This is a genomic window from Bradyrhizobium sp. TM102 (assembly GCF_009176685.1).
In the GTDB taxonomy this organism is placed as follows: Bacteria; Pseudomonadota; Alphaproteobacteria; order Rhizobiales; family Xanthobacteraceae; genus Bradyrhizobium; species Bradyrhizobium ottawaense.
In genome coordinates, this window is the sequence record NZ_AP021855.1 from 1,887,503 (window position 1) to 1,914,180 (window position 26,678).

The following is a 26,678-nucleotide window of genomic DNA, read 5'->3' on the forward strand; positions in this document are numbered from 1 at the left end:
ACGGGCAGGACAAACGTCCTGTTCGGGCTGGTCCATGTGATGGTATTTGGCGTCTACGTATTCATGGTTTCGTGCCCTGAACCCACTTTGCGCTCACGCGGCCCTTCGGGGCCGGGATCGCGTCCCAGGAGAGGTCCCAATGCTTGCCGCCAGATCCGAGGTTCAGGTCGACAACGAGGAGGTCCGGGTGACGGAATGGCGGCTCGGTCCGGGCAGCGCCACGGGGCATCACACCCACGGCATGGACTATGTGATTGTTCCCGTCGTCGCGGGCGAAATGACCATCGTGGCGCCGGGCGGCGAGCGGTCCAAGGCGCAGCTGGCGGCCGGGAAATCCTATTTCCGCAAGGCGGGCGTCCAACATGACGTACTTAACGAAACCTCAACCGAGATCGTGTTCCTTGAGATCGAGCTGAAGCCGTAGGTCCGGCCTTACAACTTGCCATCGATCCGTCGCAGTTGATCCCTTACAATGCCCCAAAGTTCCCGCATCAGATCGCGCGGGGAGTGGCCGGAATGCTGAAATACCTCGCTAAAATTTCGATGGATATTTTCCCCTCGGTGCTCGCGACGATCATCGGGGCGTACATCGTTAACCACTACATCAACGCCAAGCCGGCGGCTGACGCCCCTGCGGCCGTCGTGGCCCCTGCCGAGGCCGGCAAGAACGGCAAGCCCGCCGATGTGGCCAATCTCCCGGCGCCCGGCGTCAAGGCCAAAGGCATCCCCGAGAAGAGCGTGACGGACAAGCCGGCGGCTGAAAAGGCTGCCGATCAGCCGTCTGCCGAGCACAAGGCTGCGGATGTGGCTCCGGCCGAGGCCAGCCCGCGTGGCAAGCCGTCGGCGCGCGAGAAGGCGGTCGCCAAGTCTACCCCGACGTCTACCCCGGCCGCCAGCACGCCCGCTCCCGCTGCTCCGGTGGTTGAGGCCAATTCGGCGTCGGCTGCCGCGGCTCCGGTCCCCGACGCCAACGACCTCGTGCGTGCCGCGATCGAGCGTCTGCGCAAATCTCCTGAGGGCAAGTCTCTTGAGGGCAAGTCTCCTGAGGGCAAGTCGTCTGAGGGCAAGTCCGCCGAGACCAAGCCTGCCGAGGTTAGGCCGTCCGAGACCAGGTCAGCCGAGAAGCCGACCGAGCCTGCCGTGCGGGAAGCCGCTCGCACGCCCGAGGCCCCGCGGGTCATCAGCATGGAGCCGGCTACGGTCCGTCCGCTGCCGCCGCCGATCACGGTATCGACGCCCTCACCAGAGGCCTATGGCAAGGATGGCTCCTCGCCGGCCAATCCGTCCTATACGGCCTCGGTCGGTAGCGATGATCCGAATCGGATGACGCCGCCGGCTGACATTCCCGTGCCGGTGATCGCGCCACCGCTCGATCTGCGCGCCGACGCCGGCGGCTCCATGCCGCGGCCCAAGAAGACCAATGTCGCCGACGAGATGCTGTCGGGCATGAAGTCGATGTTCCACTCGGTTCTGCCGAAGAGCGCCACCCCCGATTGAGACGGTGCCAGAACCGTCAGCCGCCGACGCGGGCCAGGCCGCTGCGCGCGGCGTCGTCGCGTGGACGAAGCGATACAGCCCTGGTGTAGGACGCCGCCGCCTTGGCCCTGTCGCCCAGCCGCTCATAGGCCTGTCCCCGCGCGGTCCAGACCTGCGCGTTGTGCGGATCGGCCTCTGAGGCCTCATCCAGATCGGCCGTGGCCTCCTTGACCTTGCCGAGCGCGAGATAGCTGGTGGCGCGGCCGAGCAGCGGCTCGACCTTCTGGGGATTGAGCCCGCTCGCAGCGCTGAAATCTGCGATCGCGAAGTCGTGCTGATTGTTGCTCTGGTAGATCAGGGCACGGCCATACAGCGCCTGCGCATTGTAGGGATCGAGCCCGACCGCGCGATTGAACTCGTCGAGCGCCGCCGCGACCTCGCCTGACTTGGCCAGGGATTGGGCTTTTGCGGTGTGGGCCTGAGCCTCGGTGACGTTGGCGGCGCTCACCGCGCTCTCGGCGGGCGCGGCGGCCTTGGGCGCCTCCTGCGGCTTGTCCTTCTCCGGCATCAGCGATCCCAGATCGAACGAGCAGCCGCACAACGCTATCCCCATGAGCGCCAGCGCGAACGGCGGCTGCGAGATCCGGCGTAGCCACGTCAAGCCGTGCTGGGGGAGGGGGGAGGCCATCTACGGTTCGCTCGCGCTAGAGCATGATCCGGACCCGAAGGGCCGCGTTGGCGAAAAGTATGCAGCGGTTTTTCCTCGCGACAAACGCGCGATGCGTTTGCGTAGAGATTGCTCAAACAACAAACTAAAGCGCGACGACGTTCAATCCAAATCTCATCGCGCTTGCGTGCCGCATCCGTGGTGCCGACCCGGAAAAGGCCCCGCGCACAAACAATAACGCGGGCCAGAGGCCCGCGTTATCGAAACTGAAATCTTGCAAAATTCGGTAAATCAGCGCGGTCCGCGCGGACCAGCACCTGCACCCGGGCCACGACCGCCGCGATCACCGCCGGGACCGGCGCCGAACACCGGCTTCGGCTTCATCGGCAGCAGGCCTTCGCGCTGCAGCTTCTTGCGGGCCAGCTTGCGCGCACGGCGCACAGCTTCGGCCTTTTCGCGGGCCTTCTTCTCGGAGGGCTTCTCGTAATGACCGCGGAGCTTCATCTCGCGGAAAATTCCCTCGCGCTGCATCTTCTTCTTCAGCGCCTTGAGGGCTTGGTCGACATTGTTATCGCGAACGAGAACCTGCACGCGGCATCCTCTTCAGTGGATCGGATTTGAATTCTGGTAAGACGAAGGGGATGGCGAAAACGCGCAAGCCCTTAACCTTGAGGGCGCGGATGTATCAGACAAATCCCGGGATGTCCACCGGACAAGCGGGCTTTCGGGCCAAGTTCAGCCATTAAATGAGGCGAAAATACCTCTGTGCGGCCCTGATTTGGGCGATTCGACGCCAGGGATGGGGCCGTTTCCGGAGCTTGTTCCGGAATCTTTGAAAGCAGGGGACGACACATGGATATCAAGAAATACGCCGCTGAAGCCATCGGCACCTTCTGGCTCACATTCGCAGGCTGCGGAAGCGCGGTGATCGCTGCCGGCTTCCCGCAGGTCGGAATCGGTCTGGTCGGTGTCTCCCTCGCATTCGGACTGAGCGTGGTCACCATGGCCTATGCGATCGGCCATATCTCCGGCTGCCATCTCAACCCGGCCGTCACGGTCGGTCTTGCCGCCGGCGGGCGTTTTCCGGCCGGCCAGATCCTGCCCTATGTGATCGCGCAGGTGGCCGGCGCGATCGTGGCCGCCTGGCTCCTCTACGTCATCGCGAGCGGAGCTCCCGGATTCGATGTCAGCAAGGGCTTCGCATCCAACGGCTATGATGCGCATTCGCCCGGCCAGTACAGCATGATCGTGTGCTTCCTCACCGAGGTGGTGATGACCATGATGTTCCTGTTCATCATCATGGGCGCGACCCATGGCCGCGCGCCCGCCGGCTTCGCGCCGCTCGCGATTGGGCTTGCGCTGGTGATGATCCATCTCGTCAGCATCCCCGTCACCAACACCTCGGTGAACCCGGCGCGCAGCACGGGTCCTGCGCTGTTCGTCGGCGGCTGGGCGATCGCGCAGCTCTGGCTGTTCTGGGTCGCACCGCTGATCGGCGGTGCGCTGGGCGGGGTGATCTATCGCTGGCTCAGCGAGGAGCCCACGGGCGTCGTCGCAGGCGCGAAGACGGCCTAAAGCGTTTTCGAGCGAAGCGGGATCGCAGCGATTGCTGCGGTCCCGCTACTTGCCTTTCGTCGGCCTGACTTCGGTGACGTGGCCCATCTTCCGGCCGGGGCGCGGCGCACCCTTGCCGTAGATGTGCACGGTCGCGCCGGGCACGCTCAGCCACTTTTCGTAATCGTTGATCTCGTCGCCGATCAGATTGGTCATGGTGACGACCTCGCCGTGGCGCGCGGGCTTGCCGAGCGGCCAGCCGGCGATGGCGCGGATGTGCTGCTCGAACTGCGAGACCGACGCGCCGTCGAGCGTCCAGTGCCCGGAATTGTGCACGCGCGGGGCGATCTCATTGACCAGCACCTTCGGGCCGGTGCCGTTGGCGAGCACGAACATCTCGACAGCGAGCACGCCGACATAGTCGAGCGCGCTTGCGATCTTGCCGGCGATGCTGCGTGCTTCCTCGGCGAGCGCAGCCGGGATCGGCGCCGGCGCGCGCGATATCTTCAGGATATGGTCGCGGTGCTCGTTCTCGGTGACGTCGAAACACTCGACCTGGCCTGTGACCGAGCGTGCGGCGATCACGGAGATCTCGCGCTCGTATGGCACGAAGGCTTCCAGGATCGCGGATTTGGTCGCGAGGCTGGTCCACACCTTGGCGATATCGTCGCCCTCGCGGATGATGGCCTGGCCCTTGCCGTCATAACCGAAGCGGCGGGTCTTGAGCACGGCCGGAAGGCCGATCCTGGCGATCGCCTCGCGCAGCGAGGACACCGAGGTGACGTCGGCATAGGCCGCAGTGCCGATGCCGAGCCGCGTCACGAAATCCTTTTCGGCGAGCCGGTCCTGGGTGGTCTCGAGAATCTTGCGGTTGGGCAGCACGGGTCGGCGCGCGTCCAGCACCATCGCGGCGGCCGATGGCACGTTCTCGAATTCGTAGGTGATGACGTCGACGTCGTTGGCGAACAGTTCGAGCGCCTCGACGTCGGCATATTCGGCGCAGGTCGCGTTCAATACGACGTCGAAAGCCGGCGAGTCCGGATCGGGCGAGAACACCTGGCAGCGCAGGCCGAGCCGCGCCGCAGCCATGGCCAGCATCCGGCCCAATTGTCCGCCGCCGAGGATTCCGATGGTGTCACCGGGCTTCAGCTTCACCTGCCTGGTGTCGGTCACGCCTTGTCCTCCGGGCGCTCGGCGACCGCCTCGGTCTGCGCCTTGCGCCAGGCGGCGAGGCGATTGGCCAAGGCCGGGTCGGACAACGCCAGGACGGCCGCTGCCAGCAGTGCGGCGTTGGTTGCCCCGGCCTTGCCGATGGCGAGGGTGCCGACCGGGATGCCGGCGGGCATCTGGACGATCGAATAGAGCGAATCGAGGCCCTTGAGCGTCTTGGATTCGACGGGAACGCCGAACACCGGGAGTTCGGTCAGCGCCGCCGCCATACCGGGCAGGTGCGCAGCGCCACCGGCGCCGGCGATGATGACCTTGTAACCCGCGGCCTTGGCGCCCTTGGCGAAAGCGAAGAGACGGTCGGGGGTGCGGTGGGCCGAGACGATGCGGGTGTCGGCGGCGACGCCGAGCGCGGCAAGCGTGTCGGCGGCATGCCGCATCGTGTCCCAGTCCGACTGGCTTCCCATGATGATGGCGATCGGCGCGGTCATGACGTTAATTGTGCCCGAAAAACAGAAAGATAGGCCAGATTAACGGTTCCGGCCGGCGGCTCGCAAGGCGGTGGCAAGGAGAAGGGAATCCACTATCCTGTCTTGGTGAATCCCCGCAAGCCTTCATTGAGCAGGATGCCCATGAAGAAACCAAAAAGGGCGGGCGCTGCGAAGGCCAAAAAGGGCCGGAAAACCAGTGCCGGCCGATCCAAAGCCGCCCCAAAACGGCTGACCAGGCGTTCGGCGGGGCCGCCGACGCGCGGCGCCTCGGGCGATGATGGAGCCAAGGATGCCGTCAGGACGACGATCCGGGGCTTGCGGGCCAAGCTCAAGGAGGCGCAGCGCCGGGTCGCGGAACTGGAAGCTGCGGCCGACACCGATTTCCTGCTCGATATCCCCAACCGGCGCGGCTTCGAGCGCGAGCTCGCGCGCGCCATCGCCTACATGAAGCGCTACCGCGCCAGCGGGGCGCTGATCGTGCTCGACGTCGATCGGTTGAAGCCGATCAACGATTCGTTCGGTCATGGCGCCGGCGACGAGGTGCTCAAGGCGATTGCCGCCACGCTGACGCGGCAGGTCCGTGCCTCCGACGTGGTCGGCCGGCTCGGGGGCGACGAGTTCGCGCTGCTGCTGTGGAATCTCAGCGAGACCGACGCCAAGGCGAAGGCGGCCATCTTCGAGCAGGCGGTCGACGAATTGTCCTTTGTCTTTCGCGGCCAGGAGGTGACCGCGGGCGCCTCCGCCGGTGTCGCGCTTCTGGGGGCGCAGTCCGACCCGGGCCGCGCCCTGGAGGAGGCGGATGCCGCCATGTATGTGCGCAAGGCGCACCGGCGGCACGAGCCGGGGGTCAGGCTGGTCGGCAGCTAAAGCGCGCTGAGATCTGGCGGTACGTTACCGAATTTCCGCAGCAATTTGGCGTCGCCAAACTCGCCGGTCAGGGGATCGCCGCTGCGGCTGAAGGCGACGGCGCCGATATGGCCGGCGCCGTGCGCCAGCATTTCCGCACGACGCAGGGCGGCAGCCGATGTCTGGCATTCCTCGGCAGCACCCGCCACCGGCGATCCGTCCTCGTCGATCAGGAAGGGCAATGCAACGTAGTAGGTGACGTCGGGCATGATCGGCTCCGATAGCTGACGGTTCAGGCGGCGCTGCTCTTGCTCCGCATCTTGCTGCGCGAGGTGTCCGGAATGCAGCCGGCGGAAATCGCCGCCTGCAATTCCTCCAGCTCGGCCTCCAGATATTCGTTGGCCATGATCAGCGCCTTGATGGTGCTGCGCAGATTGCCGTCGCACATCGCGATCGCCTGATCGCACGCCTGTTCATAATGGCTGTTGTCGAGAAGGGCGGCTGTCGACATCTGCATTGTCCTTGTCAGTTGTCCTGGGCGTTTTCTGGGGGCGCTGGGGTCGTCAAATGTTCCTATTTTGTTCTTTTGGAGTCAAGCGGATTCATCCGCGCGAGGGAAAGCCGGATCGCAGGTCAGGCGATGATGTCGGGGGTGATCTGGTCTTCGATGAACGCGATGCGGTCTCGTAACAACAGCTTGCGCTTCTTCAAGCGCTGTAACCGCAATAGGTCGGGGGCGGGCGATTGATGCAGTGCATCGATCGCCGCATCGAGATCTCGGTGTTCCTGCTGCAACCGGGTGAGCTCGGCTTCGAGCTCACGCTCGTCTTCATTGGTCATGTCTGCGGTGGCCGAAAACCGATAGGCGTGGGATTAAGGCTGTGGATGCCCTGTGGAAATTATCGTCCTTGCGCGGCGTGATCGCAAGCGATCTGCGACCATCGTTCGCCGATCTCCAGCGACATATTTCCGCTGATCGCTGCGGCGCTGCGCAAGCGCATTGATATCATGGATTTTTCCCGCGCGGTTCCTTTACTCACGCTTCGTTACATATGAATTTTCAAAAATGAAGCTGCGGCGACGGTTACCCATCGACAGGACGAATCGCTGATGTACACTTCCTTGTCCGGATCGAATCCTGAGGTTCAACCCTACCGAGGAGGTTTCGAATGACAATTCAGGCACATCTCGTTGAATTGGAGCGGAAGCACAAACTTCTCGAAAACGAATTGCACGAAGCTCTCGTGCACCTTTCAACAGACGACCTGCAAATTGTTGAGTTGAAGCGCCGGAAGTTGATGGTCAAGGACCAGATCGAGCGTCTGAGGCACGGCGACACGCTCCACTAGTAACCCCCGTAACAGCGTAGAGTTGAACATACCCCTATCCCGCAGGGGTGGGAGCTTTTGCGCTCATCCCTGCGACAAAGGTGAGAAACCGTGCAAAGAAGTTTGCGCGGTGTTTGGTTTTTGTCGCAACGCGTTGTCTTGCCGCGAACTGATATCCACGTCGCTCGAAAACGCTTCAGATGTCTGCGAGCTCGGCGACGTGATCTGCGATCGCGAGCGACGACGTCAGTCCTGGCGATTCGATGCCGAACAGATTGATCAGGCCAGCGACGCCGTGATCGCGCGGGCCCTGCATCAGGAAGTCCTGCGTGGCCACCGCGGGCGGTACGATCTTCGGCCGGATACCCGAATAGCTCGGCATCAACGCGCCGTCAGGCAGTGTCGGCCAGTATTTGCGGATCGCCGGGTAGAACCGCTCGGCGCGTGACGGGTCGACCTCGTAGTCGATCGTCTCGATCCACTCGACGTCAGGGCCGAAGCGCGCTTGGCCTGCCATGTCCAGCGTCAGATGCACTCCCAACCCGCCGGGTTCGGGCACCGGGTAGATCAGGCGCGAGAACGGCGCCTTGGCATTGCAGCTGAAGTAATTTCCCTTGGCGAGATAGGCGCGCGGAATTCGGTCCAGCGGCATGCCGTCGATGTTGCGCGCCACATTGGTCGCCGAGAGCCCCGCGGCGTTGACGAGGAGGGCGCATTGCAGCGTCATTGGCGCCTCGCCGCCGGCGTCGATCTCGATCAGGCCGTTCGCCGCCTTGGCGCGGATCAGCGGCGTGTGAAACGCGAACGCCGTGCCGGCTTCCTCGGCTTCGCCGCGCAGCGAGAGCATGTAGGCGTGGCTGTCGATGATGCCCGTCGATGGCGACAGCAGCGCGGCGTCGCAGGCCAGCGCCGGCTCCAGCGCGCGTGCCGCCTCGCCCGTGAGCTGCTGCATGTCGAGCACGCCATTGGCCTCGGCATGCGCCTTGATCGATTGCAGCTTCTCGGTCTCCTGCGGGCTGGTCGCGACGATCAGCTTGCCGCAATTCTTGTGCGGGATGCCGCGCTCGGCGCAGTAGCGGTAGAGCGCGTGCTTGCCGTCGACGCACATGCGCGCCATCCAGCTCCCGGCGCGGTAGTAGATGCCGGCATGGATCACCTCGCTGTTGCGCGAGGAGGTGATGGTGCCGATCGCCTCGGCCTCCTCGAGCACGATGACCTCGCGTCCGGCCTGCGCAAGCTTTCGAGCCACCGCGAGCCCGACCACGCCGGCTCCGATGACGACGCAATCGACCTTATCCATGGTTGTGCAGGAGGTCCGCTGGAGGCGCCGGTGGCATCAGGCCTGGAGAGAATGCCGCGCGGCCGTTTTCCGTTAAGGAAGAATTTATCATGTCAGGGCAATTGCCGTATTTCACGTCACATTTTTCTGTTGCGCGTACAGGCGTTTACCCGATCCAAACGCGTGAAGCCAGACAATCCGACGTTGAAATCGCGGGTGGCTGATGGCTGAGAAGAACTGGCACGAGGGCAGCACGCTTCCGATTGCTGTGCAGGCCGTTGTGTGCCTGGCCGGCACGGTTGCGCCCGCGCGCGCCTTTGCGCTGTCGGATGGCTTCGCCGCGCCGAGCTATCTCGGCCAGCTCGATCCCAACGTGGTCTGGGAAGTCCTGATCGCGGGCATCGTCGTCTGCGCGTTCCTCGGCGCGATCGTGCTGTGGATCCATTCCTCGCTGCGCCGGACCAGGCGTCTACAGTTGCGGCGCAACGCCTTCGTCTCCTCCGCCATGAACAATCTCAATCAGGGCGTGGTCATGACGGATGCGCAGCGCCGCATCATCTTCTGCAACGACCGCTATCTCGAGATCTACGGCCTGACGCGGTCGGAACTCTGGGCCAATATGGACGGCCATGAGCTTCTTAAGCTCCGGCGCAAGCGCGGGGTGCTCGGCGGCATCTCCGACGACGAATTCTACGAGAAGGCGGCGAGCCACAACGGCCTGGTCACCGAGCTGCCCGACGGGCGAGCCATCCTGGTGAAGTTTTTCGTGCTGCCGAACGGCGGCTCGGTGGCGACGCATCTGGACGTCAGCGAGCAGCGCAAGCTGTCGCGACAGCTCGCTTCCACCAAGCAATTCCTGGAATCGGTGCTGGACCATGTGCCGGCCTGCGTGGCCGCGAAGAACATCGAGGACGGCTGCTACATCTTCGCCAACAGCGCCTATGAGCGGTTCTGGGGGTTCTCGCGGGATCATGCCGTCGGCAAGAACGCACGCGAGCTGTTTGCGCCGGTCTCGGCAGCCAGTATCGAGGCGACCGACCGGGCGGCGCTCAACTCCCCGGACGGCCAGTTCCGTAACGAGTTCGAGGTCGACCGCGGCGGCGAGCGGCGCATGGTCGCCTCGATTCGGATCGTGGTCCGCAACGAGAGCAACAAGCCCGAGTTTCTGCTGCTGGTGTTCGAGGACATCACCGACCGCCGGTCGCTGTCGCAGGAGCTGGAGAGCACGAAGAAGTTCCTCGAGCTGGTGGTCGACAACATCCCGGTGGCGCTGATCGTCGAGCAGGTCAAGGACGGCCGCTATCTGCTCGCCAATCGCAGCGCGGAGACGATCCTCAACCGCCGGCGCGAGGAGGCCACGGGCCTGACCGCGTCCGACATCTTCAACCCCAAGGAAGCCAAGCTGATCATCGCGCGCGACGAGGCCGCGATCAAGAAACGCGGGATGATCACCGAGGAGCATCCGATCTCCACCAAGGACGGCCTGCGGCTGTTCCTGACCCGCCGCGCCACCGTGCTCGGCGATACCGGCGAGCCGCAATATCTGATCAAGACCCACGAGGACGTCACCGACCGCCGGCAGACCGAGTCGCGCATGGCGCACATGGCCTATCACGACGGCCTCACCGATCTGCCGAACCGCGCCGCCTTCCTTCAGGCGCTAACCCAGATGATCGAGGCCTGCGAAGGCACCGGCGAGGAGTTCGCCGTCCTCTGCGTCGACCTCGACGGCCTCAAGGAGGTCAACGACGTCTTCGGTCATGCGCTCGGCGACAAGCTCCTGATCGAGGTGGCCAAGCGGCTCCAGGACTCCGCCCGTGGCGGCGTGGTGGCGCGCCTGTCCGGCGACGAATTCGGACTGATCATCGACGGCAAGCAGCCGGACGCGGGTCTTGCGCTGGCGCAGCAGATCGGCGACGCCGTCGCGAAGGACTTCCAGATCGACGGCCGGGCGGTCCGCGCCGGCGTCACCACCGGCATGTCGATCTTCCCGCACAATGGCACTGACGGCGCCTCGCTGCTCGCCAATGCCGGTGCGGCGCTGTTCCGCGCCAAACAGAAGTCGCGCGGCACGATCAGCCTCTTCCAGCCCGAGATGGACCAGCAGATCCGCGACCGCCGCGTGCTGCACCAGGACCTGTCGGTGGCCATCAAGAACGGCGAGCTCTCGCTTGCCTTCCAGCCCCAGGGCGCCGCCGGCCACAGCGTCGCCGAGAGCGAGATCATCGGCTTCGAGGCGCTGGCGCGCTGGCAGCATCCGGTACGCGGCCAGGTCTCGCCGGCCGAATTCATCCCAATCGCCGAGGAGAGCGGTCTGATCGTCGAGATGGGCGAGTGGATCCTGCGCGAGGCCTGCCGCGAGGCGGCGTCCTGGCCGAAGCCGCTCCAGGTCGCGGTCAATCTGTCCCCGGCGCAGTTCATGCACGGCGACGTGGTTGGCCTCGTCCATTCGATCCTGCTCGAGACCGGCCTTGCACCCGGCCGGCTCGAGCTGGAGATCACCGAGGGCGTGTTGATCGAGGACTTCGACCGGGGCCTCGCGCTGCTGCGCCGCCTGAAGGCGCTCGGCGTGCGCATCTCCATGGACGATTTCGGCAGCGGTTACTCCTCGCTGAGCTATCTCCAGGCGTTCCCGTTCGACAAGATCAAGATCGACCGGGCCTTCATCACCAATCTCGGCCGCAATCCGCAATCGGCTGCGATCGTGCGCGCGGTGATCGATCTCGGCCACGGCCTCGAAATGTCGATCATCGCCGAGGGCGTCGAGACGGTCGAGCAACTCGCCTTCCTCGCCAAGGAGGGCTGTGACGGCGTGCAGGGCTATCTGCTCGGCAGGCCCCTGCCGATCGGGAAATATGCCGGGCTCGTCGGCCGCGCTGAAGTCATGGAGCTTGCGCTCAAGACCGGCTAGAGCGTTCGAGCGAAGTGGACGCCGGTTCGCGTCAAGAAAAACCGTCAGAATAAGAACCTAGAGACCCCGTTCCGATTTCATCGGAACGGAAATGGCTCTAGTGATGATGGGGCGCTTTGCTTCCATTCGACGGCTTCATGGCGGATTACGACCTCGCGATCATCGGCGGCGGCCTGAACGGTGTCAGCCTCGCGCGCGATGCGGCAGGCCGCGGCTTGCGGGTGATCCTGTTCGAGCAGGGCGATCTCGGCAGCGCGGCATCGTCGGCAACACCGCGGCTGATCCACGGCGATCTGTCGGTGCTGGAGCGGCGCGGGTTCCGGCGGGTGCGCCGGGCCCTGGCCGAGCGCCGGACCTGGCTCCGGATCGCACCGCATCTGGTCCGGCCGATGCGCTTCGTGATCCCCGCGCATTCCGACGAGCGGCCGCCATGGCTGCTGCGTGCCGGCCTGTATGTCTATGACGGTCTCACGAACCGGGGCGGCCTGCCGCCCTCGGCCACTCTCGACATCACGCATCATCCGGTCGGCAACGCGCTGAAGCGCCCGTTCGGTACGGCGTTCGAATATTCGGACTGCGTCGTCGATGACTCTCGCCTGGTGGTGCTGACGGCGCTGGATGCCGCTGAGCATGGGGCGGCGATCCGGACTGGTGCGCGTTGCGTCCGTGCGGACAGAACCGACATTTGGCGGCTCGCGGTGGTCGATCGCGGCCACCGCCGCACGGTCACGGCGCGGGCACTGGCCAACGCCACCGGCGGCTGGACGCCAATGGTTGCTGAGACCGTGCTGCGGCAGCCGCAGCCCGCGATGGCGGCCACGCAGATGAGCCAGATCATCGTGCCCAGGCTGTTCGATTCCGAGAACGTCTACGTCTTTCAGAACAATGATGGACGGCTGATCTTTGCCCGGCCCTTCGAGCGCGACTTCACGCTGATCGGCACGGTCACGCACGCCTTCACCGGCGATCCCGCAATTGTGGCGATGCCGGGGGCCGACGTCGGCTATCTCTGCGAAGCGGCGAGCCGCTATTTTCGTCAGCGCGTCGCCCCGACCGACGTGGTCCGGACAGTCTCCGGCGTCAACCTGGCGCTGGCGTCCCTGCGCGGCCGCGACGGCACGATGCTGTTCCATGCGCGCCTGCGCAAGGCGCCGCTGCTCACCATGTTCGGCGGCGACGTCACCACCTCGCGCCTGCGCGCGGAGTGGGCGGTGACGAAGCTGACGCCGTTCTATCCGATGTCGCCGCCCTGGACTGCCGGCGCCGCGCTGCCCGGCGGAGATTTTGCCTGGGAGCGTTTCGACACCGAAGTCGACCTTGCGCGCGACCGCTGGCGGTTTCTGTCGGAGCCAGAGGCCCAGCGTCTGGTCGGGGCTTATGGCTCGCGGTTGTCCGCAGTTCTCGGTGACGCCAGGAGCCGCGACGATCTCGGCCCGGGCTTCGGTCCCGAACTGACCGGCGCCGAGGTCCGCTACCTGATGGCTCGCGAATGGGCCCGCTTCCCCGAGGACGTCCTGTGGCGCCGCTCCAAGCTGGGCTTGACCATGCCTGCGGCGGACCGCGACGCGCTGGCGTCGTTCATGGCGAATGTGATGTGAACGATCTCTCCCGGCACGGTTGAGCTAGGGACGATCGGCGGCTAGCGTGCGGCGGAATCGGGGTTGGCAGGATCATGACGGACGAGTTGCCCAGAACAGGCGCCGCGGCTGATGCGGCCGGCGGAGATGCGCTTCCTGCGGCGGGCCAGCCGCTGCTGCGCATCGAGGGCGTCGCCAAAACCTTTGGCACCTTCCGCGCCGTGGATGGCGTCTCGCTGGACATCAAGGCTGGCGAATTCTTCGCGCTGCTCGGCCCGAGCGGCTGCGGCAAGACCACGCTGCTGCGCATGCTCGCCGGCTTCGAGGCGCCGGACGAGGGGCGCATCCTGCTCGGGGACAAAGACATCGCGCAGGCGCTGCCGCATGAGCGCCCGATCAACATGATGTTCCAGAATTACGCGTTGTTTCCGCATCTGTCGGTGCGCGACAACATCGCCTTCGGCTTGAAGCGCGCCGGCATGGCACGCGCCGACATCGCCGGCCGTGTGGCCGAGATGGTCGCCCTGGTGAAGCTCGAAGGGCTCGAGAAGCGCAAGCCGGATCAGCTCTCCGGCGGCCAGCGCCAGCGCGTCGCGCTTGCCCGCGCACTGGCGCGCCGCCCGCAACTGCTGCTGCTCGACGAGCCGCTCGCGGCGCTCGACAAGAAGCTGCGCGAGAATACGCAAGGCGAGCTGATGGAGCTGCAGCGCCGGCTCGGCATGACCTTCATCGTCGTCACCCACGACCAGGAGGAAGCCATGACGATGGCGAGCCGGATCGGAGTGATGAACACCGGCAGGCTTGCTCAGGTCGCGAGCCCCCGCGAGCTCTATGAAGCTCCGCGCTCGCGCTGGATCGCGGAGTTCGTCGGCGACGTCAATGTGTTCGACGGCGAGACCAGATTGCGCGACGGTCATCGTCTGGTCATTGGTACGCGTGATGCGGGTACGCTGGTGGTGGCCGAGCCGCGCGAACCGGTCGGCGCGGGAAGATTCTCGATCGCGATTCGTCCCGAGAAGATCAAGTTGTCGCGCCGCGCCCCGGTCAGCGAAGCCGGTCGTGAAACCACGATCAACAGCCTGGACGGTGTGATCGCGGACATCTGCTATCTCGGCGGCACCACCACCTATAAAGTGAAGCTCGATACCGGCGGAATCGTACGGGCCTCCGTCTCCAACAGCGCGCGTCTGTACGTCGACGCCTATAGCGTGGGCCAGCAAATCGTCGCCTGGTTCACGCCCGATGATTGCGTGGTGCTGCCGTCATGAGCTCCCGCCGTATCTTCGCGCGTCCGGCGCGCTTTGCCGCGATCGCCCCCTATGTCTGGATGGTGCTGTTCTTCCTGGTGCCGTTCGCGTTCGTGCTCAAGATCAGCCTGTCGCTGACGGCGATCGCGCAGCCGCCTTACGAGCCGGTGTTCGACCTGATGGCGGGGTGGGACGCGCTCAAGGCGGCCTTTGCCGCACTGTCGATCGACAATTTCAAGCTGCTCGTCTCCGACGACATCTATGTGTTCGCCTATGTGCGCAGCCTCACCGTCGCTGTGACCGCGACTGCGCTGCTGCTGCTGATCGGCTATCCCATCGCCTACGGCATGGCGCGACTGCCGAAGAGCTGGCAGGCGGTGGCGATGGTGCTGGTGATCGTGCCGTTCTGGACCTCGTTCCTGATCCGCATCTATGCCTGGATCAACATCCTCCAGCACGACGGGCTGCTGAACCAGATCCTGCTGGCGCTACACCTGGTCAGCCAGCCCCTGGTCTGGCTTTCCACCGACAGCGCGATGTATATCGGCATCGTCTATTCCTATCTGCCGTTCATGATCCTGCCGCTCTACGCCACGCTCGCCAAGATGGAGCCAGCGCTGGAGGAGGCGGCTGGCGATCTCGGCGCGCCACCGTGGCAGGTGTTCTGGCTCGTCACCTTCCCGCTGTCGCTGCCCGGCGTCGGTGCCGGCGTGCTGCTGTGCTTCATTCCCATCGTCGGCGAATTCGTCATCCCGGACCTTCTGGCCGGCTCCAATTCGCTGATGATCGGCCAGACCCTGTGGCTCGAATTCTTCACCAACAAGGACTGGCCGGTCGCCTCTGCCGCGGCCATCGTGCTGCTGGTGGTGCTGCTGATGCCGCTGCTGCTGTATGAGCGGCTCCAGAAGCGGCAGCTGGAACAGGGGCGCTGACGCCATGCGCAAGGTCTCACGCCTGTCCCGTTTCAACATCGCCTCGCTCGCGCTCGGGCTGGCGTTCCTTTACTTGCCGATCCTCATCCTCGTCATCTACTCCTTCAATGCTTCGCGGCTGGTGACGGTGTGGGGCGGCTGGTCGCTGCGCTGGTATCACGAGTTCTTCAACGACCGCGCCATGATCGAGGCGGCCTGGATGAGTTTTCGCGTTGCGGTCTCCTCCGCGACCATCGCCACGCTGCTCGGCACGCTCGCCGCGGTCGCATTGTCGCGCGGCGAGCGCTTCCGCGGCCGCACGCTGTTCTCCGGCATGCTCTACGCGCCGCTGGTGATGCCCGAGGTGATCACCGGTCTGTCGCTGCTGCTGTTGTTCGTCGCGCTGAACGCCGAGCGCGGCTTCTGGACGGTGACGATCGCCCATACCACGCTGACGATGTGTTTCGTCGCCGTGGTCGTGCAGTCCCGGCTCGGCTCGCTCGACCGTTCGCTGGAGGAGGCGGCGATGGACCTTGGCTGCGACCCGGTCCGCGCCTTTCTTTCGGTGACGCTGCCGTTGATCGCCCCCGCGATCGTCGCAGGCTGGATGCTGGCCTTCACGCTGTCGCTGGACGATCTCGTGATCGCGAGCTTCACGACCGGGCCGGGGTCGGCGACCTTGCCGATCCGGATCTATTCCGAGGTGCGGCTGGGCGTGAAGCCGGAGATCAACGCGATCTGCACGCTGGTGATCGCCCTGATCGCGGTGGTCATCGTGATCGCCTCGCTCGCTTCGAAACTGTCGAGCTCGCAGGGCGAGAGCGCGGCGCCGCTGTAGCCGTTCGTGCAGCGTGCCATCCTCGCGCCGCGCCCTGCACCGCCGCCCCGAGTTGCCGCAGCGCCAGGGCGTCGAGCGGAAATTCCAGCAGGATATGGATCAGGCTCAGCGCCAGCAGGAAGGTGAAGCCGAACGCGTAGTCGTAGAAGTAGAGCGCGGTGGAGGCTGCGCTGGCGGCGGCCATCGCCGCCAGCCGCGCCTTCGGGACTGCGGTCCAGCGGATGACGTCGGCTTTGATGAACCAGTTGAGGTAATGATAGGTATAGACGAAGGCGAGCAGGCTCGTCAGCCTGGTGTCGAGGACGAGACCGGGTACGCCGAACAGCCGGCTGAGCGCCGGGCCGACATTGCCGAAATAATCCTGTCCGACTCGGGCAAAGCTTGCGATCCGGACTTCGGCGGTTGGCGGCAGCAGCAGGATCGTAGCAATCGCGACGAGGTAGACAGCCACCAGCGCAGCCTGGACGCGGCTGCCGGATCGGTGCGCGCCGAGCACCATGAAGATCAGCGTGAACAGCGAGACGTGGATCAGGGTCGGAATCAGGATGCCGATGACCGCGAGCGAAGACCCGCTCGAATACATGATCGCGGACAGGGCGAGTGCCGTCATGAACAGCAGCATGCTCTCGATCGCCGAGGTGGTGGCCGCGAGCATGGCGCAGACGATCAGCGCGCCCCACATCGCAAAGCCGAACCAGGAGGCGTTGTCGATCAGGGCCGCGACCACGGCGATGATTGCGAGGGCTGCCGCAATCCCGCGATGTGGCAGGTAGTAGCTGCGGTCGTGCAGCCACGAAATCTCGGTGAAGTAGTGCGCCGGGCCGAGCACGACATAAGCCAGCAGGAGCAGTTCGAACGGCATCAGATAGGCCGCCGCGAGCGCCAGCAGCATCAGGCCGAGATGGATCGCGTCGTTGCTGCGCATGATGCCGTGCCCTGCATTGGGGCACGGAGGTTAGAGCAGGCGTGGACAACCCGCAATTGTCCACGTTGTCGCTCGAACGTCCTGCTTGCGGCGACCCGTTGCGTCCTGTCGCGTCAGGACTTCACCGCACCTGCCGTGAGCCCGCCCACCATGTAGCGGCGGAAGGCATAGTAGATCGCGGCCGGCGGCAGTGCGTAGATGAAGCCGGTCGTCATCAACAGCTCCCACGGCGAGTCGTCGGCGGCGAGGAAGTTGCCGAGCGCTACGGGGAGGGTGATCTCGCGGTCGTTCGAGAGCAGCAGGAACGCGTAGAGATATTCGTTCCAGGCCAGCAGCACCGCATAAGTGCCGATCGCGACCAGCGAGGGCATCATCAGCGGCAGGTAGACCAGGCGGAAGATCTGGAGGGTCGTCGCACCGTCCATCACGGCGGCTTCGTCCAATTCGACGGGCAGCTTGTCGGAGGCCTGCTTGAGCACCCAGATCGCGTAAGGGCTGGCGATGGTCACCATCGCCAGGATCAGCGACCAGTGATTGTTGAGCAGGCCGTAATTGCCCATGGTGCGGTACATCGGCACGGCAAGGAACGCCGCCGGGATGAAATAGGTGAACAGCGCGAGATTCATCACGACCCGCCCGCCGGGCACCTTCAGCCGCGAGATCGAGAATGCCGCGGCGGTGGCGATGAACAGCGTCAGCACGCCGACGGATGCCGCGATCACCAGCGAGTTCCAGAACTGTATGTAGAAGTCGCGCAGGAAGTAGTGCTGTTGCTTGAACACGATTTCGAAGTTGTGCAGCGTCGGATGGTCCGGCCACAGCTTGCCGGAGAATGCGTCCTCCTTCGGCGAGATCGCGAACAGGAACATGTGGTAGATCGGAATCATCGTCCAGAGGAAGACGGGAATGCCGATCAGCAGCAACCGCGCTTCGGTTGCGACTTCGCGCAGGGTGGGGAGCTTCATCGCGACAACCGTTTCATCATGAAGTACACGAGCGGCAGGACGAACGGCATTGCGCAGACGATCGATGCCATGGCCAGGCTGAGCTGGTCGAGCCGGAGATAGCGGATGCCGAGGGTCGACAGCACATGCGTGAGGTCGGCCGGGCCACCGCCGGTGAGCAGATAGACGCTGTTGAAGTCGCCGAGCGTCCAGATCATCGAGAGCAGCGTGCAGGTGACGTAGAGCGTCTGCATCGACGGCCAGGTGATGTAGCGGAATTTCTGCCACCAGCTCGCACCGTCGACCTCGGCGGCCTCGAACAGATCGTGCGAGATCGCAAGGCGGCCGGTGATCAGGATCAGCGTCCAGAACGGCAGCGACTTCCAGATGTGCACCGCGATCGCCATGCTGAGCGCCACGGTGGGGTCGTTGAGCCAGTTCGGGCCGTCATCGCCGGTCAGGGAGAAGATGAGGTGATTGACCATGCCCCATTCGGGATTGAGCATGAAGCGAACCGACAGGATGGTCGGGATCGACGGCACCGCCCAGGGCAGGATGAAGATCACCGAGAGCCATTTGATCCAGGGGCGCTGCACCGCGAAGAAGCCGGACAGGAACAGCGCGATCAGCATCTTGATGTTGATGCCGATGACCAAGAAGATCAGCGTGTTGACCGCGGCGCGCGCGAAGATCGGATCGTTGTAGAGCGCGACATAATTCGACGGGGCCCGCGCCAGCCACAGCCCGTAGCCGACGGGGTAGACCACGAAGGCAAGGAAAACGAGCAGATAGGGCGCAAGCAGCACGATGCCCCAGACCTGCGGCGGGGTCAGCCGCGACGACAGGGGCGGGCCGGGGAGTGCCTGATCGCCAGAGAGCGTGATCGCCATTCTTTTCGGACTCTTCAAAGAGATGCCGGCCGCGAAACGCGGCCGGTGTTGTTCTAGCACCTCTCCCCGCGAGGCGGGGAGAGGCAGGATGATTTAACCCGCGACCTGCTTGATGCGGGCGATCAGTTCGTCGACGGCCTTGTCGACCGGAACCTTCTCGCTGACGACGCGGTTCATCGCCTTCGCCCACACGTTCTCGTTGTTGAGGATCGTGAACTTCCAGTTTTTGGTGAAGTCGAACGCCGCGGTGCCGCCCTTGAACTGCGTGTAGACGGCCTTGCGGTGCTTGTCAGCCTGCCAGAACGGGCTTTCCTGGCTTTCCTTCGTCACCGGGAACCAGCGGCCGAGCGCGCCCTCGATGTAGGGGCGGACGTTCTCTTCCTGGAGCAGGAAGCTGATGAACTGCTTGGCCTCGGCCTTGTTCTTGGCCGCGGTGAAGACCAGTCCGGTCTTGACGTCGGAGCGGTAGCGGATGGTCGAACCATCCGGCGCCTTCGGGAAGGACGCCGTCACGATGTCCTGCTCGTAGGCCTTCTTGCCGGCTTCGCGCTGTTCGGGCGTGAGCGCCTGGTTCTGGGAGTCCTCGAACCACTTCGCGGCGATCGAGATCGTGAAATTGTGGGTCATCACGATGGTCTTGTTGTGGAACGCGACGTTGTTGTCGGGATCCTTCCAGGTCGTGGAGGATGGCGGCGTGCAACCCTTGATGTAGGTGTCGGTGTAATCCTTCATCGCCTTGATCAGGTTCTCGCGAACCGTGGGATCGTCGACCGTGAGCTTGCCGTCGTCATCGACCAGCTTGACGTGGTAGGCGTCCATGAAGGTGTAGAACGACTGGAAGGCGTCGGTGGATTCCACGCCCATCGGCTGGCCGACGGCATAGATGCGCTGGCCGGTGGCCTTGCGGATCCCCGGCTGCACCTTGTCGCACCAGAACGTCCAGTAGCCCGTCCAGTCGTTCGGGATATCGGCGAGCTTGAAGCCGGACTTCTCCAGCATGTCGTTCCAGATCTGAACGTGCATGCTCTGCTGCTTCAGCGGGAAGCCGTAATAGGCCTTCTTCTTGGTGACGTCGTTATAGAGGATCGACGCATCCAGCGTGTTCTGCACGAACCGGCCCTTGATCGGCTCCATCACGTCGGAGAGATCCTCAAGCTTGCCTTCATAGGCCCACTTGCCCTGCGCCTGGACGTCATAAGAGTCGGAATAGGCGACATCGGGCACGGTGCCGGCATCGAGCGCGGCGACCGTCTTCGGAATCATGTCCTGGATCGCGTATTGCGACAATTCGACCTTGATGCCGGTCTTGGCTTCGAACTTCTTGATCGTCTCGATCAGTGCGTCGTCTTCGGAGCGATAGAAGCCCTTGCCCCACCAGACCGTGATCGTCTTCTGCTGCGCAAATGCGGGTGCAGCGGCTGCAAACAGCCCGGCCGCAGCGACCGCCAGTGATACTGCGCCAATAACCTTGGATTTCACGTTTTTCTCCCTCAAACGGCCGGTGTTTTTAACCGGTCGTATAAAACACTAGCGCATGGCGTTAGCTCGATCTAGCGGCATGTTGTCAGACATAGGTCGCGGGGATGGGCCTTGCGGAGATCCTTAACGCGTGCATCGATCCAATCACCGCATCAATTCGCCCTGATCAATTCGCGCCTTCCGAGGAACTCCAGTTTGGGGAACGGTCTCGTCCCGCTCGGGCGAGCCGTCAGCGTTTCCGCTTTAGACCCGTCGATATCGTGTTCGAACTTGCCTCAGCGGATCGGGGCCGCGGCTTGCCATGCCCGCCGGCTCGAGAAGGAGAGCGCCATGCCTCGAGGAGCATCTTCAAAAACTGGCTGGCATGCGGCGATAGCGTCGCTCCGCGCCTGCGCACGATTCCGATCGTCCGCGACACTTCCGGCTCGATCAGCCGAACGGTGTGAATAATCGGATGACCGGCGGCGGGCGTCGCGAGCCTCGGCAGCACAGCGATGCCCAATCCCTCTTCGACCAGGCCAAGCGAGCCGGAGAGGTGGGCGACTTCATAAGACCAGTTCAGCTGCAGGCCATGCCGCGCCAGCGCATTGTCGATCAACGCGCGATTGCCGCTGTTGCGACCGACGGTGATGACCCGGTGCGACACGATCTCCGACCAGCTCACCTGCTTGCGCGATGCCAGCGGATGGTCATGACGGCAGGCCAGGACGAAAGGGTCCTCAACCAATTTCTCGAATTCGATTTCGGCATGCGAAGCGCCGATGAAATTGATGCCGAAGTCGACTTCTCCGCGCGCCACCGCTTCCAGCCCCTCATTGGCGCCGATATCCAGAATACGGATGCGGATGCGCGGATACGCTTCGGCAAACCTGCCGATCGCTCGCGGAAGAAAATAGAACACCGCCGTCGGCACCGCGGCTACCGAGACCAGGCCCGAACTTCGCGCGCCGATATCATGGATGGCGAGCACCGAGGTCTCGAACTCGTCGATGAGGCGGCGGACTTTCGGCAGGAAGTCGCGGCCCGTCATGGTGAGATTGACGTGGCGCGTGGACCGTTCGAGCAGCGGCGCTCCGAGACTTTCCTCCAGCTTCTGAATGCGCCGGCTGAGCGCCGGCTGGGACAGATTCAGCGCCTTCGCGGTCCGGACGAAGCTGCCCATCTCCGCGACGGTGATGAACGCCTTGAGGTCGAGCAGTTCTGCGTTCATGGCAAGGCTCCATTATGTCGATTGACGAAATAATACCTCAGATATTTGCATTTCACAAAAGAGTTCGGGGGGAGGATGCTCTGGTTCAGGCGAGCATGTCGCCGAACGGAAGAACATCATGAACGATCAGATTGCCATTCCCTGTGTGGTCATGCGCGGTGGGACCTCGCGCGGACCGTTTTTCCTGGCCCGCGACCTTCCTGCCGATCCCAACGCGCGCGACGCGGTCCTGTTGTCGGTAATGGGAGGTGGGCACGATCTCGGAATCGATGGAATCGGCGGCGGCAATGCCGTGATCAACAAGGTCGCGATCATCGGACCGGCAACGGTGCCCGACGCCGATGTCGACTACCTGTTTGCCCAGGTGCGCGTTCGCGAAGGGATCGTCGATACCTCGCCGAACTGCGGAAACATGCTGGCGGCGGTCGGGCCGTTCGCAATCGAAGCTGGCCTGGTCGCCGCTATCGCAGATCGCACCCATGTGCGTATCCATAACGTCAACACCGGTAAGCTGGTCGATGCGACGGTCGCCACTCCCGGAGGACGGGTGACCTATGAGGGCGGGGCGCGGATCGACGGGGTACCGGGAACGGCCGCGCCCATCGAACTGTCGTTCCCCAACGCGGCCGGCGCACGCACCGGTCGCCTGTTGCCGACAGGACGTCCGGTCGACCGTATCGGAGGGATCGACGTGACCTGCATCGACGCAGCCATGCCCGTCATGCTGGTCCGCGCGGCAGATCTCGGATGGACCGGCCGCGAGGCCCCTCCGGCCTTCGCCGACGGCGCCTTCCGCGGGCGGCTCGAACATTTGCGCATCGAGGCTGGACGCCGGATGGGTTTTCCGGATTCCGCGTCAATGGTGATTCCGAAGCCGGTTCTGATCGCGCCTGCAAGCGGGGCGGCGTTGAACGTCAGGTACTTCATGCCGCACGACTGCCATAGCGCGCTGGCGGTGACCGGTGCCGTCGCGATCGCGACCGCCTGTGTGACGCCCGGGACGATCGCCGCAGAGATGGTTGGATTGCTTGCACCTCCGGTGCCGATCACGCTCGCCCATCCCTCCGGCCAGCTCGTGGTTCGGCTGGAGCCCGGCCCGGTTGCCCGGGTGCAGCGGACAGCCCGGCGAATTCTCGAGGGCCATGTCTTCGCCCGTCGATCGCACGTCCCTCATTCAGTCCTGGCAGCCTGAAGCCGGACCGCTTTCAAAGCCTTCAAAAATCAGAGCCATGAAAAATCAGAGCCATGGGAGAAACGAGAATGCAGAAGCAAGCGCTGGTCGGGCCCGTGAACAGTGAGACGCGAAAGCCATTCTACCGGATCCTCTACGTCCAGGTGCTGATCGGTCTCATGTTGGGCGTCCTCACCGGCCATCTCTGGCCTGAGTTCGGTGCCGCGCTGAAGCCCTTCGGCGACGGCTTCGTGAAGCTGGTCAAGATGATGATCGCGCCGATCGTGTTCTGCACCATCGTCAGCGGCATCAACAGCATCAGCGATTCCCGCGAGGTCGGCCGCACGCTGGTGAAATCCATGGCGCTGTTCTACCTGCTGACCGTGCTCGCACTGCTGGCCGGGCTGGTCGCCGTGTTGCTGATCCAGCCGGGCGTCGGCATGCATGTGTCCGTCAGCACGCTGGATCCGTCGGTGGCCGCGAAATTCACCAAGCAGGCGAGTGCGACCGGATTTGCGGACTTCATGCTGCACATCATCCCGCATTCCTTCTTTGGCGCGTTTGCCGACGGCGAAGTGCTGCCGGTCCTGCTGGTCTCCATCCTGATCGCCTTTGGCCTGAGCCGTGCCGGCGATGGGGGCGCGGTGGTTACGAAGGCGGTCGATTCCTTCTCTCAGGTCCTGTTTGTGTCCTTTGGCTTCGTCATGAAGCTCGCTCCGCTCGGCGCCTTTGGCGCCATGGCGTTCACCGTGGGCCGCTACGGCATTCGATCGATCGGCTCGCTCGGACTGCTGATCCTGACATTCTATATCGCCTGCTCCGTCTTCGTGGTCGTCGTGCTCGGCACGCTGGCGCGGCTGAACGGCTTCAGCCTGTGGAAGACCATTCGCTACTTCAAGGAAGAGCTGCTGATCGTGCTCGGCACATCATCGTCGGAACCGGCGCTGCCGGGAGCGCTGCGCAAGCTGGAGCAGCTCGGATGCCGGAAAGGCGTGTCCGGCCTCGTGTTGCCGATGGGCTATTCCTTCAATCTGGACGGCAGCGCCATCTATCTCACCCTGGCCTCCATCTTCATCGCGCAGGCCTGCGACATCCACCTGTCGTGGGGGCAGATTGCGGCGATGCTCGGACTGATGCTGCTGACGTCCAAAGGCGCGGCTGGCGTCACCGGCAGCGGCTTCGTGGCGCTTGTCGCGACCCTCTCCGTCATGCCGGATCTGCCCGTGACCGGCGTGGCGCTGCTTGTCGGCATCGACCGTTTCATGTCGGAAGCGCGGGCGCTGACCAGCATGATCAGCAACTGCGTCGCAGCCATTACCGTTTCGCTGTGGGAGGACGCCTGTGACCGCGAGGTGTTGGCTCGCGAACTGGGAGGAAGCGGCGCTCTCAAGGTCGCGGCCGGATCGAAGATCGGTGGAGGAGCAGTGCTGCAGGGGGACAAGGCCTGGATTTCGACGACGCAATCGGCCGCTTAACGCCACCTCCGGGATGCAATCGGCCGCACTGCTCGATTTGGATTTGGCAAGTCGCTGGCATGTCGAGCTTGTTGAGCTCGGGCTACCGAAATCCGCGAAGGCTGCGTTGATCAGCCTAGTTGGATTTGGCGTTTTCCTTCGCGTTCTCTTTGGCGTTCTCCGCCGTCGGCGATTCCGCCGGTGGAGGACGCTTTCCGCTGCCGGTGATGCGTTCGATCGCGGAGCGCACGGCGTCGCCCCCCTTGCGATCCTTGAGCATGTCGAGCAGCGGCGCGGAGGCCGGCGAGCGGCGGATCAGGCTTTCCGGATCGGGGAAGATCAGGGGATCGTCCCAGGGGCCCTGCACCACGAATGGCAATTCGAATCCCGACGTGCTGTTGAGGCTCGCCACGCCCTTCATGTCGTATTCGCGCGTCGGCACCGAGGCGGTGCCGGTGAGCGTGATCTTCGCCGCCGGCCCTTCGACACGGATGTCTTCGGCGGTCGCGACCCCATCGGAGAATTTCACGGCGATGGTGAGATTGTTGTACGGCGTCGAACCGTTGCGGAAATTGCCGCCGCCGGACAGCGGCCTCCGCTCCAGGCGTTTCAGCAGCTGCTCGGCATTGAAGCCCGAGATCGCGCCGTCATGACCGGTGACGGTGGCGCTGCCGTCGAGCGACTGCACGAGGCCGAACGGGCTCGAGCCCGAGGCGAAGAGCGACACGTTGATGTTGCCGCGGCCGGATAGCTTGCTGAGGCCGAACAGTTCGGTGGCGCAGGCCTGGAGATCGACGTCGGTGAACTGGAATTGCGCCTTGATGTCGGCGACGGTGTCGGAGCGCGCGATGCCGAACGAGCCCTTGGCGATGCCGCCATAGACCTGCGCCTCGCCGACCGAGAGCGCCAGCGTGCCGTTGCGCAAATTGGCGCCGATCGCGGTGCGGCCGAGCCTGGTCGGACCGACCGTGAGCTTTGCTGCCGACAGGCGCATGTCGAGGTCGGTCGTCGACAATCCGTTGAGATCGAACAGCTGCCTGTTCCAGTCCCGCGCGCCGCTCGCGAGCAGGCGGAAGGTGGAGATATAAGGCGTGAAGTCGAGCGCGTCGGCGGCAAGCGTCGCCTGCAGCGTCTGCCGGCCGTTATTGGCGTAGGTCATGACGCCCTCGGCGGCATTGCCGTCGAGCTCGACATTGACGTTGGTGAGCGCGATCGAGGCGCCGACGACGTTGGCGCGCGCCTTCAGCACGAAGCGGCCGAAGCCGCCGCTGGCGGGCTGTGGCTGCCCGGTCCAGCGCAGCGCGTTGCGCAAGGAGGGGCTGTCGATCGTCAACGTGCCCTCCATCATCGGGCTGGTGCGGTTGGCGACGCTGCCGTCGAAGGCGAGCTTGAGCGGCGCGCTGGCGATCCGCGCCTTCAACCCCGAGCGCTCGCCGGAGAGGGCGGCGACGAAATCGGAAAAGCTGATCGAGCCGTCGACACGCTCGCCGCGCCAGTCGAACTGTCCGGTCGCGGCGAAGGAGCGCGAGATCGAAGGCCAGGCCAGGGACAGGTCGATGTCCTCGAACTTCTCGGTGCCGTGCGTGGCGGCGTCCTCGTAGTCGAGCACGCCGTCCTGGATCCGGATTTCGGAGAACGAGACCTGGTTCTCGGCCCCGGGCTTCATGGTGCGCGCGATGGTCTGGATGAAGGGCGTCCAGTTGCTCTGGCCGTCCGGCTTCAGGCTGACATGGATGCGGGGCCGCAGCAGCGTCAGGTCGGAGATCTCGAACCGTTGCAGCAGCAACGGCAGCAGCCGCAGATTGGCGGTGAGCACGTCGACCTGGAGCGCGGGATCGCTGGTGCCGCCGCCCTTGAGGCCGACGTCACGGAAGGAGATGTAGCTTGCCGGCAGCACCGAGATGTCGATTGCGCCTGCGACACTGAGCTCGAGCCCGGTGACGTCGCGGATCTGCGCTTCGACCGCCCTGCGCAGCGCGTCGCGGTTGATGAGCCATGAGGTCGCGATCAGGGCGATCAGCGCGACACCGAGCAGCGCCGCGATCGGCGTCCCGAGGCGCTTCATTCCTTGGGCCATGGTCAATGGCATGTCCTGATCGGGTTGGTCGTTGGAGCCAGAAGGGCGGGTCGGGAAACCTGCGTGCCCACGCCCAACCCCCGCAACTTGATGGTTTTTCTTGTCGCTTTCAAGGCCGCGGACGGTTCTGCCCACGGTGTGGGCAGCTTCTATCACCCGGGCGCGGTGCGGAGAACCCCGTATCATTGACGGCTTTGGAGGATTTCGCCTAATAATCGCCGCCAACAGGGCGCGCC

General features: G+C 64.4%; 26 protein-coding genes. 12 read left to right on the forward strand and 14 right to left on the reverse strand.

Features of this window, described 5'->3' with window-relative positions:
- Window positions 1-139 precede the first annotated feature (139 nt).
- Entirely contained in the window at window positions 140-424 is a 285-nt protein-coding gene (locus GDN70_RS08840; RefSeq protein WP_028140292.1) for a cupin domain-containing protein, read from the forward strand.
- Between the two features lie 92 nt (window positions 425-516).
- Window positions 517-1,497, forward strand: a complete 981-nt coding sequence (locus GDN70_RS08845) for a hypothetical protein (RefSeq protein ID WP_152102404.1) — start codon at window positions 517-519, stop codon at window positions 1,495-1,497.
- Between the two features lie 16 nt (window positions 1,498-1,513).
- On the opposite strand, the gene GDN70_RS08850 is transcribed toward GDN70_RS08845, so the two are convergent.
- On the reverse strand, window positions 1,514-2,164 hold the full coding sequence (locus GDN70_RS08850) for a tetratricopeptide repeat protein (RefSeq protein WP_152102405.1): 651 nt from the start codon (window positions 2,162-2,164) through the stop codon (window positions 1,514-1,516).
- A gap of 270 nt (window positions 2,165-2,434) precedes the next feature.
- On the reverse strand, window positions 2,435-2,734 hold the full coding sequence (rpsU, locus tag GDN70_RS08855) for a 30S ribosomal protein S21 (RefSeq protein WP_028140289.1): 300 nt from the start codon (window positions 2,732-2,734) through the stop codon (window positions 2,435-2,437).
- Between the two features lie 261 nt (window positions 2,735-2,995).
- Between rpsU and aqpZ the strand changes: the two genes are divergently transcribed.
- Window positions 2,996-3,718, forward strand: coding sequence for an aquaporin Z (gene aqpZ / locus GDN70_RS08860; protein ID WP_028140288.1), 723 nt, complete (start codon window positions 2,996-2,998; stop codon window positions 3,716-3,718).
- 45 nt (window positions 3,719-3,763) lie between these two features.
- Here aqpZ and GDN70_RS08865 read toward each other — a convergent pair whose 3' ends face one another.
- A complete protein-coding gene (locus tag GDN70_RS08865; protein WP_152102406.1) occupies window positions 3,764-4,870 on the reverse strand; it encodes a 5-(carboxyamino)imidazole ribonucleotide synthase in 1,107 nt (368 codons plus the stop codon).
- Window positions 4,867-5,355 carry a 5-(carboxyamino)imidazole ribonucleotide mutase gene (gene purE, locus GDN70_RS08870; protein ID WP_038948420.1) on the reverse strand — a complete coding sequence of 163 codons (489 nt, stop codon included), beginning with the start codon at window positions 5,353-5,355 and terminating at the stop codon, window positions 4,867-4,869. The genes GDN70_RS08865 and purE overlap by 4 nt, the downstream gene beginning before the upstream one ends.
- Before the next feature lie 141 nt (window positions 5,356-5,496).
- Between purE and GDN70_RS08875 the strand changes: the two genes are divergently transcribed.
- The gene (locus GDN70_RS08875; RefSeq protein WP_081494282.1) at window positions 5,497-6,222 is read left to right on the forward strand and encodes a GGDEF domain-containing protein; all 726 of its coding nucleotides are present in this window, start codon (window positions 5,497-5,499) and stop codon (window positions 6,220-6,222) included.
- Here GDN70_RS08875 and GDN70_RS08880 read toward each other — a convergent pair.
- The 3 genes from GDN70_RS08880 to GDN70_RS08890 form a co-directional block, all read right to left on the reverse strand.
- Window positions 6,219-6,470: a hypothetical protein gene (locus GDN70_RS08880; protein ID WP_028140285.1), complete on the reverse strand. Its 252-nt coding sequence runs from the start codon at window positions 6,468-6,470 to the stop codon at window positions 6,219-6,221. The two genes, GDN70_RS08875 and GDN70_RS08880, sit on opposite strands and share 4 nt — an antisense overlap.
- A gap of 23 nt (window positions 6,471-6,493) precedes the next feature.
- Entirely contained in the window at window positions 6,494-6,712 is a 219-nt protein-coding gene (locus tag GDN70_RS08885; RefSeq protein WP_028140284.1) for a hypothetical protein, read from the reverse strand.
- A gap of 122 nt (window positions 6,713-6,834) precedes the next feature.
- Entirely contained in the window at window positions 6,835-7,041 is a 207-nt protein-coding gene (locus tag GDN70_RS08890) for a YdcH family protein (RefSeq protein ID WP_008546179.1), read from the reverse strand.
- A 329-nt stretch (window positions 7,042-7,370) separates the two neighbouring features.
- On the opposite strand from GDN70_RS08890, the gene GDN70_RS08895 reads away from it, so the two are divergent.
- A complete protein-coding gene (locus GDN70_RS08895) occupies window positions 7,371-7,550 on the forward strand; it encodes a YdcH family protein (RefSeq protein WP_026201910.1) in 180 nt (59 codons plus the stop codon).
- 175 nt (window positions 7,551-7,725) lie between these two features.
- Here the strand turns inward: GDN70_RS08895 and GDN70_RS08900 are convergent, their stop codons facing one another.
- Window positions 7,726-8,829, reverse strand: coding sequence for an NAD(P)/FAD-dependent oxidoreductase (locus tag GDN70_RS08900; protein WP_038948423.1), 1,104 nt, complete (start codon window positions 8,827-8,829; stop codon window positions 7,726-7,728).
- Window positions 8,830-9,031: 202 nt separating this feature from the next.
- Between GDN70_RS08900 and GDN70_RS08905 the strand changes: the two genes are divergently transcribed.
- The 5 genes from GDN70_RS08905 to GDN70_RS08925 all read left to right on the forward strand — a co-directional run bounded on the left by GDN70_RS08905 (window position 9,032) and on the right by GDN70_RS08925 (window position 16,292).
- Window positions 9,032-11,719, forward strand: a complete 2,688-nt coding sequence (locus GDN70_RS08905; RefSeq protein WP_028140282.1) for an EAL domain-containing protein — start codon at window positions 9,032-9,034, stop codon at window positions 11,717-11,719.
- 137 nt (window positions 11,720-11,856) lie between these two features.
- Window positions 11,857-13,317 carry a glycerol-3-phosphate dehydrogenase gene (locus GDN70_RS08910; protein ID WP_097668378.1) on the forward strand — a complete coding sequence of 487 codons (1,461 nt, stop codon included), beginning with the start codon at window positions 11,857-11,859 and terminating at the stop codon, window positions 13,315-13,317.
- A 74-nt stretch (window positions 13,318-13,391) separates the two neighbouring features.
- A complete protein-coding gene (locus tag GDN70_RS08915; protein ID WP_028140280.1) occupies window positions 13,392-14,564 on the forward strand; it encodes an ABC transporter ATP-binding protein in 1,173 nt (390 codons plus the stop codon).
- Window positions 14,561-15,475 (forward strand): ABC transporter permease, encoded by a 915-nt coding sequence (locus tag GDN70_RS08920; protein ID WP_028140279.1) that lies wholly within the window; start codon window positions 14,561-14,563, stop codon window positions 15,473-15,475. The genes GDN70_RS08915 and GDN70_RS08920 overlap by 4 nt, the downstream gene beginning before the upstream one ends.
- A 4-nt stretch (window positions 15,476-15,479) precedes the next feature.
- Entirely contained in the window at window positions 15,480-16,292 is an 813-nt protein-coding gene (locus tag GDN70_RS08925; RefSeq protein ID WP_028140278.1) for an ABC transporter permease, read from the forward strand.
- On the opposite strand, the gene GDN70_RS08930 is transcribed toward GDN70_RS08925, so the two are convergent.
- From GDN70_RS08930 to GDN70_RS08950, 5 genes are all read right to left on the reverse strand, one after another.
- On the reverse strand, window positions 16,225-17,217 hold the full coding sequence (locus GDN70_RS08930; RefSeq protein WP_152102407.1) for a hypothetical protein: 993 nt from the start codon (window positions 17,215-17,217) through the stop codon (window positions 16,225-16,227). The two genes, GDN70_RS08925 and GDN70_RS08930, sit on opposite strands and share 68 nt — an antisense overlap.
- A gap of 113 nt (window positions 17,218-17,330) precedes the next feature.
- Window positions 17,331-18,182: a carbohydrate ABC transporter permease gene (locus GDN70_RS08935; protein ID WP_018317827.1), complete on the reverse strand. Its 852-nt coding sequence runs from the start codon at window positions 18,180-18,182 to the stop codon at window positions 17,331-17,333.
- The gene (locus tag GDN70_RS08940) at window positions 18,179-19,051 is read right to left on the reverse strand and encodes a carbohydrate ABC transporter permease (protein ID WP_028140277.1); all 873 of its coding nucleotides are present in this window, start codon (window positions 19,049-19,051) and stop codon (window positions 18,179-18,181) included. Before GDN70_RS08940 ends, GDN70_RS08935 begins: the two co-directional genes overlap by 4 nt.
- Before the next feature lie 93 nt (window positions 19,052-19,144).
- Complete coding sequence (locus GDN70_RS08945) at window positions 19,145-20,530, reverse strand: ABC transporter substrate-binding protein (RefSeq protein ID WP_028140276.1); 1,386 nt, start codon at window positions 20,528-20,530, stop codon at window positions 19,145-19,147.
- A 229-nt stretch (window positions 20,531-20,759) separates the two neighbouring features.
- A complete protein-coding gene (locus GDN70_RS08950; protein WP_038970875.1) occupies window positions 20,760-21,740 on the reverse strand; it encodes a LysR family transcriptional regulator in 981 nt (326 codons plus the stop codon).
- Window positions 21,741-21,858: 118 nt separating this feature from the next.
- On the opposite strand from GDN70_RS08950, the gene GDN70_RS08955 reads away from it, so the two are divergent.
- Both GDN70_RS08955 and dctA read left to right on the forward strand, forming a co-directional pair.
- Complete coding sequence (locus tag GDN70_RS08955; protein ID WP_152102408.1) at window positions 21,859-22,932, forward strand: 4-oxalomesaconate tautomerase; 1,074 nt, start codon at window positions 21,859-21,861, stop codon at window positions 22,930-22,932.
- A 68-nt stretch (window positions 22,933-23,000) separates the two neighbouring features.
- A complete protein-coding gene (gene dctA / locus GDN70_RS08960) occupies window positions 23,001-24,386 on the forward strand; it encodes a C4-dicarboxylate transporter DctA (protein ID WP_028140274.1) in 1,386 nt (461 codons plus the stop codon).
- Between the two features lie 115 nt (window positions 24,387-24,501).
- Here the strand turns inward: dctA and GDN70_RS08965 are convergent, their stop codons facing one another.
- Window positions 24,502-26,442, reverse strand: coding sequence for an AsmA family protein (locus GDN70_RS08965; protein WP_028140273.1), 1,941 nt, complete (start codon window positions 26,440-26,442; stop codon window positions 24,502-24,504).
- Window positions 26,443-26,678 lie beyond the last annotated feature (236 nt).